Annotated in this window: 13 protein-coding genes; 8 read left to right on the plus strand and 5 right to left on the minus strand. The window is 56.0% G+C overall.

Annotated elements, in window-relative coordinates; all coding sequences use genetic code 11:
• Positions 1 to 42: 42 nt before the first annotated feature.
• The 5 genes from ATI02_RS16160 to ATI02_RS16180 are packed head-to-tail and all read right to left on the minus strand — an operon-like array spanning position 43 to position 6,866.
• Complete coding sequence (locus ATI02_RS16160) at positions 43 to 2,379, minus strand: lipase family protein (RefSeq protein WP_100846785.1); 2,337 nt, start codon at positions 2,377 to 2,379, stop codon at positions 43 to 45.
• A complete protein-coding gene (locus ATI02_RS16165) occupies positions 2,376 to 3,212 on the minus strand; it encodes a hypothetical protein (protein WP_238156317.1) in 837 nt (278 codons plus the stop codon). Before ATI02_RS16165 ends, ATI02_RS16160 begins: the two co-directional genes overlap by 4 nt.
• A complete protein-coding gene (locus tag ATI02_RS16170; RefSeq protein ID WP_100846786.1) occupies positions 3,209 to 4,000 on the minus strand; it encodes a hypothetical protein in 792 nt (263 codons plus the stop codon). The genes ATI02_RS16165 and ATI02_RS16170 overlap by 4 nt, the downstream gene beginning before the upstream one ends.
• On the minus strand, positions 3,997 to 4,845 hold the full coding sequence (locus ATI02_RS16175; protein ID WP_100846787.1) for a DUF4123 domain-containing protein: 849 nt from the start codon (positions 4,843 to 4,845) through the stop codon (positions 3,997 to 3,999). Before ATI02_RS16175 ends, ATI02_RS16170 begins: the two co-directional genes overlap by 4 nt.
• A complete protein-coding gene (locus ATI02_RS16180) occupies positions 4,842 to 6,866 on the minus strand; it encodes a type VI secretion system tip protein TssI/VgrG (protein ID WP_100846788.1) in 2,025 nt (674 codons plus the stop codon). Before ATI02_RS16180 ends, ATI02_RS16175 begins: the two co-directional genes overlap by 4 nt.
• Positions 6,867 to 7,580: 714 nt before the next feature.
• On the opposite strand from ATI02_RS16180, the gene tssA reads away from it, so the two are divergent.
• The 8 genes from tssA to ATI02_RS16225 are packed head-to-tail and all read left to right on the plus strand — an operon-like array spanning position 7,581 to position 13,800.
• Positions 7,581 to 9,143 carry a type VI secretion system protein TssA gene (gene tssA, locus ATI02_RS16190; protein WP_100846790.1) on the plus strand — a complete coding sequence of 521 codons (1,563 nt, stop codon included), beginning with the start codon at positions 7,581 to 7,583 and terminating at the stop codon, positions 9,141 to 9,143.
• Between the two features lie 32 nt (positions 9,144 to 9,175).
• Positions 9,176 to 9,679: a type VI secretion system contractile sheath small subunit gene (gene tssB / locus ATI02_RS16195; protein ID WP_003229587.1), complete on the plus strand. Its 504-nt coding sequence runs from the start codon at positions 9,176 to 9,178 to the stop codon at positions 9,677 to 9,679.
• A 25-nt stretch (positions 9,680 to 9,704) separates the two neighbouring features.
• Positions 9,705 to 11,180, plus strand: a complete 1,476-nt coding sequence (gene tssC / locus ATI02_RS16200) for a type VI secretion system contractile sheath large subunit (RefSeq protein WP_095187878.1) — start codon at positions 9,705 to 9,707, stop codon at positions 11,178 to 11,180.
• Between the two features lie 9 nt (positions 11,181 to 11,189).
• The gene (gene tssE, locus ATI02_RS16205; protein WP_095187879.1) at positions 11,190 to 11,597 is read left to right on the plus strand and encodes a type VI secretion system baseplate subunit TssE; all 408 of its coding nucleotides are present in this window, start codon (positions 11,190 to 11,192) and stop codon (positions 11,595 to 11,597) included.
• A gap of 19 nt (positions 11,598 to 11,616) precedes the next feature.
• Positions 11,617 to 12,048, plus strand: coding sequence for a hypothetical protein (locus tag ATI02_RS16210; protein WP_238156316.1), 432 nt, complete (start codon positions 11,617 to 11,619; stop codon positions 12,046 to 12,048).
• An 11-nt stretch (positions 12,049 to 12,059) separates the two neighbouring features.
• The gene (locus tag ATI02_RS16215) at positions 12,060 to 12,563 is read left to right on the plus strand and encodes a PAAR domain-containing protein (protein ID WP_095187880.1); all 504 of its coding nucleotides are present in this window, start codon (positions 12,060 to 12,062) and stop codon (positions 12,561 to 12,563) included.
• 5 nt (positions 12,564 to 12,568) lie between these two features.
• Positions 12,569 to 13,420, plus strand: coding sequence for a hypothetical protein (locus tag ATI02_RS16220; RefSeq protein WP_095187881.1), 852 nt, complete (start codon positions 12,569 to 12,571; stop codon positions 13,418 to 13,420).
• Positions 13,417 to 13,800, plus strand: coding sequence for a hypothetical protein (locus tag ATI02_RS16225; protein WP_100846791.1), 384 nt, complete (start codon positions 13,417 to 13,419; stop codon positions 13,798 to 13,800). Before ATI02_RS16220 ends, ATI02_RS16225 begins: the two co-directional genes overlap by 4 nt.
• The last annotated feature ends 87 nt before the right edge of the window (positions 13,801 to 13,887 follow it).

The raw sequence follows: 13,887 nt of genomic DNA on the forward strand, positions 1-13,887 counted from the left end.
GATTCTGGCATAGCCAAGGTTTGCCCGCGCGTTGTTTAGCCACTACGCAATCGAATCGATGTCCAGCTGAAACGGGGCGCCAACAGCATGCCCGCCGGTTATCGCGGCGAGGGCGGCATCGTGGTCTTCGGCGGCTGGCGGAATCATCGCCAGTTGTTCCTGAACGAGGTTTTCCGGGTGCGCGTTCCAGCGCAGCAGGTTTTCCTGCACCCACTCGGGCTGGTCGGCATAGCTGCCGTAGACGTCGGCTTCGGTGACTCGCTGGCCGTGCAAGGCGACCAGTCGAGCCTGGGTGGTTTTGATCTTGTTTATTTCATTGTTGAGAACCGTGGTCTTGTGATTTCTTTCCTCGTGGCGGACATAGGCGCTGGGGTGAGCCTGGATCTCGCGCTCAACGGCACGCAGTTGCTTTCTGATATTTTCCAATGCGCCGCTGACCCATTCGAACTCCCGGGGTGTGACCAAAGAGCGTTTGAGCTGCTGCGCCTCTTGCCAGCGGCGTAGGCTTGCCCAGCAGCCGGGGATGTAGCTGCCGACCATCGAGTGATAGCCTGCCGCGAAGAGCTGCTTCAGAAAAGAACCGCGCTTGGGTAAGCCATCTATATTTTTCAAGGCTTCAGCGCAGCCGTGATCGTTGATGATGCTGCAGCCCGGCTGCCAGAGAATGGATGATTGGTGTTCCTTGCCAAACACCACTGGCATGAAATGGCGCAGTGCGCCGTGATGGCCGTAATCGTCGCCAAAAAAGTTGGTCATTCCCCACACAAGCAAGGCAAAACCGGCAGCCGGACTAATAACCAGCACTGCTCCGTTGGCGATATACATCGGCTTGGGCTTGGCATAGGTGTTCATCCAGGTAGTGGGCACGCTGGGAACAGGGTCGTTCTGGTTGACGATGCGATGGTGGATCAGCGGTTGGGCGCTATTGATGAAGGTAGCGTCACCGGCGCGAGGGGCGCCGTAGGTGTAGAGCACGATCTGCGGTAAGTACTGTGGATCGCGTCGCAGCATCTCGGACAATATCAGTGCAATTGCCCCGCCTAGGCTGTGTCCGGTAATCAGCAGTTTTTGCCCGCTGTAGAATCGCTCCAGATAACTCACCACAAACGGGTAAACCGCTTGGGCGCCGCCGTAGAAACCGCGGTGTACCTTGCCTTCTCCTTCCTCAAAAGGAACCTGATAGGCATCTCCATCACGCATGGCATCGGGTCCCAGTTCGCTGGTTCCGCGTACGCTGATCAATATCAACTCGTCGTGATGGGTGATGAAGGCTTGGGTGTCTGTGCTGTCGACCTGTTTGCGATCATCAAAAAAGTGCAGTTTGGCTGGATGTTCCTGCTCATCCCCCAAGTTCGGATCATTCACTTCGGGGTAGAGCTTCGGATCGAACGGCACCACTTCCAGACGTTTCGAGTAAGGCACTTCCTCATACAGCGGGTAGTACTTTTTCGTTTGCACGGCATCGACTTTCCACAGTTCATCAAACTGCGGCAGGGCATGGCCGAACCAGTTGCCGCTGCTGGGTTGCAAGGGGAAGCTCACGCTGTCTGTCTTGACCGGCTGTGTGTTCGGTTCCTGTCCAAAGTCGGAGTAACTCAGGGTCGCTATCAACGACAGTTGATAGAGGTTGAGTGCGCAGAATTCGTTGCCGGTCGACAACATCGGGCGCAACGCCCGCATGGGGCGAACTTCCAGCACATGATGCTTGTTCGGTAGCAGGGCAATGCCTTTGGGCTTGGGCGGCGGCGGAAAAAAACCTAACTCGACCGTGGCCAGTTCTCCCTGACTGAAGAGCGCGCTCGCGCCACTATCCGGGGTGTTTGTATCACCCTTCGCGAAAGCTCTGGTTTTGGGGGCGGATCGCATGAGTTTGTGAACCACCATATTCGGCGGATCACTACGATGGGCAAGTGGCGGCAAGTGCGCCACATGTTTGACCAGTTCGCTCACTTCAACCTGGTAATAGGCAGCGTTGGCGGCGAGGTCTTTTGCGGGATTGGCTTGGGTGCGTACGCCTGATTTGTTGAAGAAGCGGGTCTTTTCGGCGCGGACCTGGAGTTCGGTGATGGGGAGGGGGTAATGCTCTCTTGTCCCCAAATCTTTATAGAGTGGTTCTGTTCCGTTGAACGGCTGATTGAGCTTTAGTACCACTGGGCCACAGTAATGGTCATCTACTTTTCCGGAACCTGTGGCGTCCAGTTTGCCCGTGTAGACGGTATCTTCATAATCGATGATCTCGTAGGCCAAACCGGTGTAGGGTTTGCCATCACCGAACTCGTCCACTAATTGAAAACTCGTCGAATGTCCGCGCCTTGGGCAGGCATGGATGTTCCCTTGCATAAAAGCAGCGATGCTCGGATTTAACGGTTCAATGCTCATGGGGTCTCATCCTTGTTTTCCGTGCAGCCGGGGTAAATGGTGCAAACGCGCTCATCCACCATTCTGAAGGTGCTGAAGTCCTTGTAATTTCCATTGCAGTAACCACGCTGATCTTCCATGCCTTCACCCAAACAGCGCTTCCAGCCACCGGGAACTTCAACCCAGGTGTCACCCCAGCCGGGCCTTTCTTCATCAGCCAACTTGATCTTCAGCCTTACGGTTATTCCCGCTAGCTGAGTCAGCGTGTACGCCGTGGAAGGGCGGCTTTGCCCAACATTGCCCCGTGCATCCATTTTTTTGCATCTCAACATTTTTATGAGGTAACGCTTGGGACTGACGGTGCGGAAGGACCACATACACTCACCGAAAAACTCAGCTGTGTCGTCATCGCTGAAAGTACCCATTTGTCGCTCAAGCAACTCCGGACGAACGGCAAATGAAGCGTAGTCATAGCTGCTGTTACTGCGTCCCGGGCCAAAAACGCCGATGACCTTGATCTCCACATGGTTCAGCACCAGCGGGCAGTCGCTCACGGTTCTGTAAAGCGGGATTTCTGATGTGCCTTCGTATTTCATGTTGGTTTTATTGAACCCAAGCTGAGTACCTTTTCCACCCGGCACCGAGCATGTTTGATCCTTGGCGGGCACGTAGGTGGCCGTCAGGTCGTACTTGAAGTTGGGCGGAAGATCGGGAACAAAGGTGAATGTGTTCGGTTTTCCTACAGCCGAGCAACCCAATGTCAAAGCAAGGCAAGTGCTCAATGTCAGGCAATGAAGGACTCGTTTGAGGTGTGGGGAATACACCCGCGAATACGGTATTTTTTGATCCGTCATGGTGTTGCATCCTTGTTTTCCGTACAGCCCGGGTAAATGGTGCAGATGCGTTCGTCCACCATCCTGAATGTGCTGAAGTCTCTGGAATTGCCGAAGCAGAACGCATCCTGGTCCTCAAAGGCTTTCCCCATGCAACGCTTCCAGCCGCCGGGCACTTTTACCCAAGTGTCACCAAAGGCGGGCTTTTCCCGCTCAGACAATTGGATTTTCAGAATTACCGTTTTTCCTGAAAGCTGAGTCAGCGTGTACGCCGTGGAAGGACGGCTTCGCCCGACATTGCCCTGAGCATCCATTTTTTTGCAGGTCAGCAGTTTGATCAGGTAACGCTTCGGCCCGACGGTGCGGAAGGACCACATGCACTCACCGAAGAATTCAGCTGTCTCGTCATTTCTGAAAGTACCCATTTGTCGTTCCAGCAACTCCGGGCGCACGGCAAATGAGGCGTAGTCATAGCTGCTATCACTTCGTCCCGGGCCAAAAACGCCGATGACCTTGATCTCCACATGATTCAGCGCCAGCGGGCAGTCGCTTACGGTTCTGTAAAGCGGGATTTCTGATGTGCCTTCGTATTTCATGTTGGTTTTATTGAACCCAAGCTGAGTGCCTTTTCCACCCGGCACCGAGCATGTTTGATCCTTGGAGGGCACGTAGGTGGCCGTCAGGTCGTACTTGAAGTTGGGCGGGAAGTCCGGAACAAAAGTAAAAGTGTTCGGTTTGCCCACAGCCGAACAACCCACGCTCAGCGCGAGGCAGCTGCCAAGTGCCAGAAATCGAAATGCACTTCTCATAAACGGGCCTCCCCCTGCCTATACAGCACCTGCTGATACACACGCTCAAAATGCACCGCCGGCTCTTCTCCAGGTTTTGGCAACCACGACTTGGGCAATAGATACCCTGGCATCTGCAAACTCTGGGTCAGCAAGAAATGCACTTGCTCCGGTGCTTGCCAGCCCCACAGGCGAGTCCGCTGGATTTGCCCCCACAACCAGTCATCCACATCCAGTTGCTCCGCGAGTCTGGTCATCGCATCGGTGTGTTCGCCAACCAGATAGCGCCGGGCGTTATCGAACAGCACGTTGGCGTAAACCAGCTCCGGTGTCGGGGTCTGTAGCCATGGCGGATCGGCCGGCAGTGGGTGCGTGCCGGGTTCGGGATTGTCGGCGACCCTCCATTGTTCGTCGTACCAGTAACAGACGCTGACCATAGGTCCCAGAAGTTCGGCGTACTGCTGCGGTTGCAGATGGGCCAGCGCGCGACCGAGCACGCGGTTGTCATGCACGCGGTAGATCGCCAGGTTTGGCCGCTCACCGGTCATCACGCGTTCGCGCCAGTGCGCAGCCACGGCATCGAGTTCAAAGTGGCTGGCGCTTGCCAGCCAGCCCCAATTGCGCTCGGGGGTGTCGAGCAGCGCCTGGATCGCGGGATAACCAATGGAATCAATCTGAAACAGCAGCGGCCCCGACTGTGCCAGTGCGTTTGCGGCCGTCCCTGCATACAGATTGCGATACCGCTCAACGCCCAAGTCGCCAGGCAGTGCAGTCCGTTCATCCAGCTGGCCGTCGACATCGAGCATCAGATAGAGATCGCGCCCGGCCCGATTCTGCTCGTGCAGCCATCGTTTGACCGGCGTCATGCGACTTCTCCAAGGCTGCATTGGCCCGCCAGACACGCCTCGCAGAGCGGGCAAAAATCGGCCGCCTGCTGACGGGCGTCGCTGAGGATGGACAACGGCGTGGCGATGGCGGGGATGGTTTGGCTGGCCACAGCCTGCAATGGCTGCAACGGTGTGATGCCCGCCATGGGCGCGCCGCCCTCGACAATCGGCACGCTGCTGAAAATCCCCGCAGCGTTGATCACGATGTGATGCCCACCGGCCGTCAACGTCAGGCTCATGCCGGCATCAATCACCACATTGCTGGCGGTTACATGCGCCTGCTCACCGGCCTGAATCACCAGTGCATCGACGGACTGACTGCTGGTGCCCCTGACTGTCAGCAGATCATCGGCATTGATCACCGTGCTACGCACGCCTTGGTGGGTGCGCAGCGCTTTGCCCTCGATGAGGGTGGTGCTGTCATTGCCCACCTGCTCGAAGCGGTCGTGTCTGATCAGGCTGCGGCTGTCGTTGAGGATCAGTTGCTCGATGTCACGCTGGGCGCGCAGATAGATTTTCTCCTGCCCGGCACGGTCTTCGATCGACAATTCGTTGTAGCCGCCGTTGCGCGGTGAGCTCTGAGTGCGCAAGACCGTTCTGGTTTCGTTGTCGGGCAATGGGTAGGCGGTGGATGTGACCTTGTTGGGCACGCACCCGGTGATCAGCGGCCGATCCGGATCACCTTCCTGAAATGTCACGACCACTTCCATGCCGATGCGCGGGATAGTCACCGCCCCGAAACCTTCGCCAGCCCAACTGGACGCGACCCTTATCCAGCAACTGCTCTTTTCGCTGCCGAGTTCTGCCCGATCCCAGGGAAACTCGACACGAACCCTTCCGTGCTTATCGCAAAACGTGTCCCGTCCGGGCGGGCCGGTGACGCGTGCGGTCTGGCAGACCAACAACGGTTTTGCCGATGGCAGTCGAGGGCGGTAGAGCACATCCGCCGGGATGGCGCTGAAAGTGTTGCGATAGCCCTGAGTGAAGCCATCGGCAGGTTTGGCGTCGCTGCTGGCTGACTCCTCGAGTGATTGCGGTTGCTTGCCTCTGTGCTGCAGGCTCACCAGCAACCACTGGCCATTGCAGTCTTTGCGCGGATGCTCGGTCAGGTTGAACAGATAACCGCTGCGCAGCGTCGGCTGATCACTTTCGCCTTCAACCCTGTGATAGTCGCTGCGATGTCGCTCCAGCGCCTGGCGCACCTGCTGCTTACCCTGTTTTTCATTCTCCATCAGGAGGGGATAGCGATAGTCTTCCAGCGCGGGGGTGAACTCTGCCGTGAAGCGACTTTCCAGCAACAGTGCGGGGCGCTTCAGGTCATAGTCACGGCGTGTGACGGTACTGGTACGAGTATTGAAAACCATGGCGAACCGCTCGACGACCGGGTGCTCGGCGACCATGCCAGTGCCTTGTTGATAGGGCGTCGTCCCCAGCGATGGGAAAAACACCTGATCGTCAGTGAAAACCAGCCTATGGCTGTCGGCGTAGTGCTGGTGGTGCCACGCAATACCGTCCTCGGCACACAGGCGCTGGATGAACTCAAAGTCGGATTGCCCATATTGAACGCAGTACTCGCGTTCCGTGCTGGTACTGACATGGAAGGTGAATACATCGCCCTGGATACCATGAAGCTGGAGTACCTGAGTGATGATCTGCGGGACCGTCAGATTCTGGAAAATCCGCTGGTCGTGGCTGAACTGCAAATAGTGCAGCGCAGGCACCAGCGTCAATTGATAGTGGGTCAGACGCTTCCCGACTTCACCCACCCGCACATCTTCAATGCGCCCATGAATACCTTCGTTGTTAAACCCGAATTGCAGAAACGCCGGTTGACTGAGCAGACCTTCCAGATCGATATCCGCTCGTTCACTGACCAGTTCGACCCGGATGGCGTACAGGCAGCTGATGGCTTCATCACCATCAAATGCGAGCACCTTGAAGTCGTGGCGAACTCCGGGAATCTGCAGGGTAAAAGGCGCGCAATTGCCCGTGCTGAACATACGCTTGTCCTTAAGCAAAATGAGTCGATGCGCGGTGCTCGATCGTCCCTGATCGCCACGCATAAAAAATTTACCAAGGCACGCTAGCTGCGCGGGAAATAAATTGATGTAAGAGGTATCTCTGTCATTTGTCAGAGACTTCTGGGTTGTAAGGTGTTGTATGAATTGAAGGAAAGGGCTGTAGGAAGCCACTTCGGAAGTTATTGAGTTAGCACGAATGTGCAGTGTTTACGGGGCTGTGAAAGTTTCACAAAAATACTTTGCCATCAAATTGATGGCACTTTTGCGGTTCGTCATTGTCTTCGCTGAATTGTTCAAAGAGGCCGATGTATTTTCGGAAGTGTCCTACTTCTATTTTTTTCAAGATTTGTCATGCTTGCCGCCCTTTAATGGCGCCGGCGTCCGGCAGAATGTCGTCTCGCCGCGCAGAAGCGCTCTAGCTCAGGGTTTTGGCGGGGGAGTGAGAAATGTGGCGAATATAAATGACTATCAGGGAATCCCCTGCAACATATAGGGCGATCTCCTACAGATCCCAATGAACACTTCGTCTTGTTGTTTAATCGGATGCTTGCTAGTGGCCATCATAGTGATTACGATGCGCCCACTTATAAGAGCACAACTCAATTGGATGAGCCGCTGCACTGCTCTTCGATACTGTCCCGCGCCGCTGTACTTCCAATAGGCGCATGACGTTATCCAAATCAAAGGCCATGGATGTCCTACTCAAGCAAACTTTCCGCCCATTACCTCGAACTCGCCAAAGTCTCTGTTTCCAAAGAGAATTTCGCGGGCGAAGACGTTCGTTTTTCGAGCGAATTCGAGGCGCTGGAAAGCGAGCTGGCCAAAGCCTCGTCGATGCACGAAAGCGGGCAGATCGACTGGCTGAAAATTCGCGAAAACAGCGAAAATCTCCTGCGTACCCAATCCAAGGATTTGCGTGTCGGCGCCTGGCTGACCTGGTCGCTGTACCAGCGTGAATCCTTCCCCGGGCTGCTGGCCGGCCTCGGCCTGTTGCACCATCTGTCGGAAAACAACTGGGCCGACGTTCATCCGCTCAAACCCCGTACCCGTGCCGCCGCCATTGGCTGGCTGGTGCCGCGTCTTGAGCAGGTCATCACTGAAAACATCGCGATCAAAGAGCAGTTGCCGATGTTCCGGCAGCTCTCCGAACATCTGGCTGGCCTCGATGCTGCCTGCACCGAGCATCTGGGTGATGACGCGCCGCTGCTGCTGCCGCTCTCGCGCCGCCTGAAAACCATGATCCAGCGCGCCGCCGACAACCAGCCAGCCCCCGGCGTGGTGGGCGCGGCGGTGGCGCAGGTCAAGCAGGCGGCGAGCCAGTTGCTCACGCCCGGCGCACCGATCGACAACGAAAAAGACGCCCACAAGGCACTGCGCGCCCAGCAGGACAGCGCGCGGCCGCTGTGTGCCTGGTGGCTCAAGCAGAAAGCCACCGACCTGCGCGCCCTGCGCCTCAATCGCACGCTGCTGTGGATGACCATTGACGCGGTGCCCGAACGCAACGCTGAACAGATCACCGTGCTGCGCGGCTTGCCGGTCGACAAGCTCAAGCAATATCAGGATCGCTTCGATCAGGGCAAATACGCGGATCTGCTGGTGGAACTGGAGGCGAGCCTGGCGAAGGCGCCGTTCTGGTTCGATGGCCAGCGAATGGTCTGGGAATGTCTCCAGAACCTCAACGCCGAGTTGGCAATGCGCGAAGTGGAAATCCACTTCGCGCTTTTGGTTCAGCGCCTGCCCGCCATCATCGAATGTCGTTTCCATGACGGCGCGCCGTTTGCTGATCCGTCCACCCGGGCGTGGATCGCCGGCAATGTCATGCCGCACCTGCAAAGCGCCAGCGCGCCCCGCAAAGTCGAAACCGAAGACGTTCAGACGCAGCCAGCCTGGGAAAAAGCCCTCGAAGAGGTGCTGCCACTGCTGCGCAAGGAAGGTTTGAAGCCTGCCGTGCAGACCCTCAAGCAAGGACTGCAATCGGCTCACGGCGGACGCGAGCGCTTCTTCTGGCAGTTCGCGCTCGCCCGGCTGTGCTTCATGGCCAAGAAATACGAACTGGCCAAGAACCAGCTCGAAACCCTCGATCAGACATTACAGGACTCAGGCCTGCACGCCTGGGAGCCCGATCTTGCATTGGAAGTGCTGCACCTGCTGCATAGCTGCTGCGAGTTGTTACCGCAGAACCATGCCGTACGTGAACGCAAGGAAGAGATTTATCGCAGGCTGTGCCACCTCGATCTCGAAGTGGTACTCGAATAGGCCCCAGGGCCACAACCGCAAGGAGAAAAGCCATGGCCAAAGAAGGCTCGGTAGCCCCCAAGGAACGCATCAACGTCACCTTCAAACCCGCCACCGGCGGTGCTCAGGAAGAGATTGAACTGCCGCTGAAACTACTGGCAATCGGTGACTACACCCACCGCAAGGACGATCGCAAAATCGAAGATCGCAAGCCGATCAGCATCGACAAGATGACCTTCGACGAAGTGTTGGCCAAGCAGGAACTGGGTCTGACGCTGAGCGTGCCAAACCGTCTGCAAGAAGATGGCGAGGCCGACGAGCTGGCTGTGCAACTGCGCGTCAATTCGATGAAGGACTTCAACCCGGCCAGCCTGGTCGAGCAAGTGCCTGAGCTGAAAAAACTGATGGAACTGCGCGATGCGCTGGTGGCCCTCAAAGGCCCGCTGGGTAACGCACCTGCGTTCCGTAAAGCCATCGAAGGCGTGCTCGCCGACGACGAATCCCGCGGTCGCGTACTCGGTGAGCTGGGCTTGAACGCCGCAGCCCCGGACGCCTGAGACTCAAGCCAAGGAAGCCAACACAATGAGCACTAGCGCAGCACAAGAGAAAGGCGCCGCCAGCGGCGAATACAGCATTCTCGACAGCATCATCGCCGAAACCCGTCTGACTCCGGACGACGAAGCCTACGACATCGCCAAGCGTGGCGTATCGGCCTTCATCGAAGAACTGCTCAAGCCGCAGAACAACGGTGAGCCGGTCAAGAAGGCCATGGTTGACCGCATGATCGCCGAGATCGATGCCAAGCTCAGCCGTCAGATGGACGAAATCCTGCACCACCCGGACTTCCAGGCTCTGGAATCGTCGTGGCGTGGTCTGCAGTTGCTGGTCGATCGCACCAACTTCCGCGAAAACATCAAGATTGAAATCCTCAACGTCTCCAAAGAAGACCTGCTGGACGATTTCGAAGATTCGCCAGAAGTGATGCAGTCGGGCCTGTACAAGCACATCTACACCGCTGAATACGGCCAGTTCGGTGGTCAGCCGGTTGGTGCGATCATCGCCAACTACTACATGTCCCCAAGCTCGCCGGACGTGAAACTGATGCAGTACGTGGCTAGCGTATCCTGCATGTCCCACGCACCGTTCATTGCTGCGGCTGGTCCGAAGTTCTTCGGTCTGGAAAGCTTCACCGGCCTGCCGGATCTGAAAGATCTGAAAGACCACTTCGAAGGCCCGCAATTCGCCAAATGGCAGAGCTTCCGTACTTCGGAAGACTCCCGCTATGTCGGCCTGACCGTGCCGCGTTTCCTGCTGCGTAACCCGTACGATCCGGAAGAAAACCCGGTTAAATCGTTCGTGTACAAGGAAACCGTTGCCAACAGCCACGAGCACTACCTGTGGGGCAACACCGCTTACGCGTTCGGCACCAAGCTGACCGACAGCTTCGCCAAATTCCGCTGGTGCCCGAACATCATCGGCCCACAGAGCGGTGGCGCGGTTGAAGACCTGCCGCTGCACCATTTCGAAAGCATGGGCGAAATCGAAACCAAGATTCCTACTGAAGTTCTGGTTTCCGACCGTCGTGAATACGAACTGGCCGAGGAAGGCTTCATCTCCCTGACCATGCGCAAAGGCTCCGACAACGCGGCGTTCTTCTCCGCCAGCTCGGTGCAGAAGCCGAAGTTCTTCGGCATCAGCGCAGAAGGCAAGGCGGCAGAGCTGAACTACAAGCTCGGTACCCAACTGCCGTACATGATGATCGTCAACCGCCTGGCTCACTACCTGAAAGTGCTGCAGCGCGAGCAACTCGGTTCGTGGAAAGAACGTACCGACCTCGAGCTGGAACTCAACAAGTGGATCCGTCAGTACGTGGCCGACCAGGAAAACCCGAGCGCCGAAGTGCGTGGCCGTCGTCCGCTGCGCGCTGCGCAAGTGATCGTCAGCGACGTTGAAGGCGAGCCGGGCTGGTACCGCGTGAGCTTGAACGTGCGTCCGCACTTCAAGTACATGGGTGCCGATTTCACCCTGTCGCTGGTTGGCAAGCTGGACAAAGAGTAAGAGCGACTCATGGACGGATACGGCAGTCTTTTCGAACGCCTCAATGGCGACGCGGAACAGCGCAAGGGCAGGAGCCTCGAGGCTTCGGCCATGGCGTCTGTGGCTGCCCATCTGGCCAAAATGCTCAGCACCCGGGCCGGCAGCGTGCAAACGCTGTCCGACTACGGGTTGCCCGATCTCAATGACATGCGCCTGAGCCTGCACGACTCCCTGAGTCAGGCCCGTCTGGCCATCGAAAACTTCATCGAAGCCTACGAGCCGCGCCTGAGCAACGTGCGTGTCATTTCCCTGCCGCGTGATCACGATCAGCTTCGCCTGGCCTTCAGTATCGAAGGCCTGCTGGAAGTTGAAGGATTCAAGCGTCAGGTCAGTTTTTCCGCGCGCCTGGATGGCAGCGGTCAAGTGAAGGTGAATTAGGACCATGCGAGGGAGCGCCGTGAATTTAGGTCTTTTGGCAAAGTTGGGGCGTAGCGCTTTGCTGTTTCTAGCCCTGACGGCCACTGTCCTGATTTCAATTGCCTGTTACGTGAAAACGACGGCAGCACGGCTGGCTCACGAGTACTCGATTGTCTGGAACGACAATGGTACGTGCTCCATCCGTTCCTACATTCCACAGTACTCAGCCATCGGCATACCGGGAAAGCTTTTCAAGCTATTCGCCAGCGAAGCATTTTTCCGTGTTTACGCAAAAGACGGCACGCTGCTTAAGTCGTCCGAATGGCTGCTCTGGCAGAACGAGTTCACCACCGATGAACGCTCGCAGTGGGTATACGGTCACGCGATCTACCCGACAGCGACGGGTTACGAGGGCTGGAATATTCCCGCGTGTGGTCAGGAAATAAACAGTCGTCAAGTGAAGGTCAACTAAGGAGAATCCCGATGTCTGGCAAACCCGCAGCACGTGTATCCGACCCCACCGCTTGCCCGCTCCCCGGCCACGGCACCAACCCGATCGCCGCCGGTTCCGGCGACGTGTTCTTCGACGGCCTCGCGGCCGCCCGCCAAGGCGATGCCTCGGCGTGTGGTGGTGCGATGTCGGGAAATTTGGCGACCACTGTGTTGATCAACGGCAAACCTGCTGCGACGGTTGATTCGGTGGGGACCCATGGGAACAAAGTCACTGCCGGTTCAGGGACGGTGATTATCGGCAATTCGCATTCGCCGGCGCCGTTTGTGTCGCCGGTGCCGGTCATCATCCCTGGAATATTCAATCGTGTCTTTGAATTCAAAACCGCAGATGGACGAACGGTTGAAAATTTAAACTACACCATGCGCTCTGATAGCGGGATTGAGAAAACAGGTTCAACGTCAACAGGCATGTCAGGTGGTTTTTCAACTGGAAAGACGGCAGAGCCTGTAACTATATACATTTCGGCGGACTAGTAGGTATGGAGACCATAATCAACATCGATGGTGTCGCTTACACCTTTGTGACTCAGGATCAGGTGACTACACTTAAAGTTCTTGCCGAAACAACTGAGAGCAAGGATACAAAGCCCAAGGCAGTTGATCTTCCGTTGGCCTGGATTATTACGCGAAAAAGTGGAGTGCCTCTCTTCGCCTTGAAACCGGGTAAGGATGACTCTCCATTCAGAATCATCACCGCGGAGAAACTGTACGCAGAAAAGGGTCAGTGGTTCGAACCGTTAGCCAGATATTACAGAGCGCTTATCTGGATCAATCCAGAAACAACGCAGGCCGGAACAGAGTCGAATACGGCATATAAACATGTTACCTGGCAGGAGCTGATCGATTTTGCAATTGTTGACCGCTTTTCCTTCACGTTTCACTCCGGAATGCCGGGTGACTGGAAATTCCGTGCCGTGGGCGGTGCTGAGTTTTTGATGGTGTTCATGGAGGATAAACCCTATTGGACTGATGGCATTGGCCAGGTGCCGTTTGCGGTTAACACCTATAGAAAGTATCTGCGAGAAACAAAGCAGGTAGAGCTCGCAATAAAGATGGCTGGTGAAACCGGTGTGACCTGGGGCGACGGCAAAGCCTATACCGGAGCAGAGCGAGGACCGAAAGACGTTTACGATAACTTCATCATATTACGAGGGATATTATGGGCAAAAGAAAACTGCAAGTTGGTTGTGAAAAAAGACACGGTATACGATAAAGGTATCCCGCACACAATTGAGCTTACTGATGCACCTTATGTGCCTGTATCAAATGCGAAATTGATAAATCCCATTTCGCAAGGCGATATGGATCAGTACGGGACTTGGAATAAATGAAAGCTCGTCGCTTAATTTGCTGTATTCCGCATCTGATAGTGTGTGCTCTGTATATTCCGCTGCATAACTACGGTGTCGACTTATATATCGGAGTGTATGGTGGATTGACATCGAGAGGTATCGGCATCGGTATGACGCCGGATCTAATGGTTCAGTATTTTTTGGTGATGAACGCTATAACTTTTTTTATCCCCAAGCTGAAATTAAAAGTCCTCTGCGTCTCATTTATGCTTGCGCTTATCTTGTACTATTTTTTGCCTCACTACCCCGTCCGCGCGATGGCTTACACATTGATGGGTGGTGTCCTGACTTTTGCGGCGATATTCGCGGGTCAGTTAATCGATCGCCTTTTTTTTTCAAAAAGAGAAGTTGAAGCATGACTGTCGGGCGTCATTGCCGACGTTGCCCGCGGGGAGTTCCTAGCCCGCATGAACCGTTCTGCTGTTTTTTCAAATGCGTTCCACTAC

The sequence above is a fragment of the Pseudomonas baetica genome, assembly GCF_002813455.1.
Taxonomy (GTDB): Bacteria; Pseudomonadota; Gammaproteobacteria; order Pseudomonadales; family Pseudomonadaceae; genus Aquipseudomonas; species Aquipseudomonas baetica.